Source organism: Brunnivagina elsteri CCALA 953, assembly GCF_002289455.1.
GTDB lineage: Bacteria > Cyanobacteriota > Cyanobacteriia > Cyanobacteriales > Nostocaceae > Brunnivagina > Brunnivagina elsteri.
This window is the reverse complement of sequence record NZ_NTFS01000692.1, coordinates 1-1,852: the sequence shown is the minus strand read 5'-3', so window position 1 is coordinate 1,852 and position 1,852 is coordinate 1. Positions and strand designations below refer to the sequence as shown.

1 protein-coding gene is annotated in these 1,852 nt (G+C 38.3%); it reads right to left on the bottom strand.

The features are described 5' to 3' along the window. Positions 1 to 948: Crp/Fnr family transcriptional regulator (locus CK510_RS29920; RefSeq protein WP_143289514.1), on the bottom strand; the 948-nt coding region annotated here is incomplete at its 3' end. Between the last annotated feature and the right edge of the window lie 904 nt (positions 949 to 1,852).

Below are 1,852 nucleotides of genomic sequence, written 5' to 3'. Positions count from 1 at the left end.
CCCTAACCCTCCCCTTGTAAAGGGGAGGGAACTAGACTTTTTATTTTTCCCTCCTTGCAAAGGGGGGATTAAGGGGGGTAATTCCGGGGTATCAGGGGAAACCAAACTTGTACTATGTACACCACAAATAGAATCAGGTAGGGGCAAACAACCGTTATTTATCCTTTCTTCAACAAAACCGTTATTTACCCCTTCCCAATACCCTGCGGGTAGGTGATAAACAACCAAATCCGTTTCCGCACTCCAAGCATCTGGAGTCGCATCGGGATACCCCCAGCTTTCCCCAACTTGCGGAGATGGTGCTTCAGTACTAGCAGTGCAGACACAACCATCCATTAACCAAAATCTTCCTTGAATAGCAGGATTAATTTCTTGTAAAGATTCACCTGCTTTAATTACCACTTTCATCAAATGCGGTAATATCTTTTGTAATGCATGGCTGCTTTTCGAGTGCAACTCAGTCATCGTCTTGAAAAATACTAACCCTTGCCGAGTTTGTACAGCTTGCTGCAAATAGGATTGGAGAGTTGGGATTTGCTGCAACCAAACCTGTAAATTTGATATTTCAACGAACGCAATAGTAACTGGAGCTGCTGCGATCGCACGATAACCAAAAGCGCTAGGGAAAAATAACTTATCCCCACTAAAAGTTTCCCCAGGCAAAAGTAACTGTGTCGATACTTCACGTCCACTGCGAGTATCATACCCCAACAACCTCACCCGACCTTGGCAAACCAAACAAATTATATCGCTGCTATTATCACTTTGCAGTTCGTCACCTAACTCAAACGAACGTATCTTCCAAACCTGACTAAAATCCTCTGCGTGGTTCGTATCTCCTGCGGCAGCTTTCAACAATTGAAGAATAGCCGCAAGTAGAGTGGGAGAAAGCGCAATAGCATCACTATAATGCTCTCCCTGAACTTGTAACAACGGAGAGATGTTCATGGTTCGGTTTCTGATGTCTGGGTAAGCTTGTTAACTTCGATGCAGTACGTAGCTCTTAAAAAAGAACTAAAAAAGCTCAAATAAAAACTTATTAAAAACTTATAATTTTACTTTCACATTTTTCGCCTTATCTAAAGAGTCAAATGCAATATCTCAGTAGTGGTTTACATTGTCTTCATCCAATTTCTACATATTCTGAGCAACTCTTCGTAATGTGCTGGTCTCAATTGAAACATTGTGTTTGCCAAAGACAAATTTTTAATTTATCTAGATGTACTTAGTTTACTTTTAATCTATCTTATAATTTTTTTGAATTATCTTGTCAAAAACTTTTTATTCTTTATCAAATTTTTACTTACTTCTCAAGTATTCTCATCCCCAACCACTTAAGTAATGTGTCTGTTAAATTACATCATTTTGAGGTCCTAAAGCTTATATAACATGACTTACATAGATTAATTCAGTAATTTGATGTCATAAAAGACTATCTTACCACTAATATTCTTTACACGAATAAAAATTACCAAGTAGATACTGGTATTCATCAACAGAAAAATTTCTAAAATTCATTATGGTTTGGGTTAGTAGGTTAGATTAGTGTTGTTAATAAGCTGTTAATAAAGGGTTCTAGTTGTCATTAATTCCAGTAAGTAGAGGGAAAAAGGGAAGCTGGGGAGAAATCATTGTTTACCCAAAACTTCGGAAGACAATAAACAACCATCAATGAATAAGTCAAGGTTTTTAATACCCTGAAACTTTATCCATTGATTCTGTTGTTTATCCGGAGACGGCTTGTTGCTGTGTCAGGGAATGATGACAAGAGGAGGCTATGGTATTGCCCAAATAAAAGAACCCCACCCTAACCCTCCCCTTGCTAAGGGGAGGGAATTAGACTTTTTATTTT